General features: G+C 33.0%; 1 protein-coding gene. It reads right to left on the bottom strand.

Annotated elements, in window-relative coordinates; translation table 11 throughout:
- Positions 1 to 50: 50 nt before the first annotated feature.
- Positions 51 to 509 carry a hypothetical protein gene (locus C1E58_RS09655; RefSeq protein WP_079844858.1) on the bottom strand — a complete coding sequence of 153 codons (459 nt, stop codon included), beginning with the start codon at positions 507 to 509 and terminating at the stop codon, positions 51 to 53.
- Positions 510 to 560: the final 51 nt, after the last annotated feature.

Genomic DNA, 560 nt, shown 5'->3' on the forward strand with positions numbered 1-560 from the left:
TTGTTCATACAATTTTTCTAATGTGATATTATAACTTTTTTCTACAATCATTAGAAAAGTGTCCACTCTAAAACTTCTCGTATAGCATTTGCTATATTAGCAGCTACTGCTCTACTTCCTCCAGCTTTAATAACTGCTCTAAAAACAGCATCATAAACAGCATTCCCTGGAATTTCAGCCCACTCCAATAAAGGTTCTAACGAAGCTGCAATAGGAGAAAAAAACTTATTTGCATTTCTAGCAACAGTTTTACCCGCCACTTCCTCTATAAATTCCATAAGCAAATGTTTATTACGAATGGCTTTCTTTATAGCTGACTTAGCAATTTTACTCCAAATACTACGTTCTGTTTTCTGACCTAGATAATCACTCTCTTTAACAGGTGGTAAATATGTATTCCCATTATGAACTTCATCTGCTGAAACTATTACACCTGAAACACTAGGGGCAACTACGCCACACATCGAAACTGTTAGCAAACCAACAATGATACATTTTGAAAATTTCATAAAAATACTCTCTCTTAAAAAATATTATTAAACAATAAGAAATTCAAGACA

The organism is Streptococcus suis (assembly GCF_002964575.1).
In the GTDB taxonomy this organism is placed as follows: Bacteria; Bacillota; Bacilli; order Lactobacillales; family Streptococcaceae; genus Streptococcus; species Streptococcus suis_R.

What these genes read in the sequence shown, in the direction of transcription:
- C1E58_RS09655 (WP_079844858.1), bottom strand. Translation starts at nt 509, where the DNA reads ATGAAATTTTCAAAATGTATCATTGTTGGTTTGCTAACAGTTTCGATG.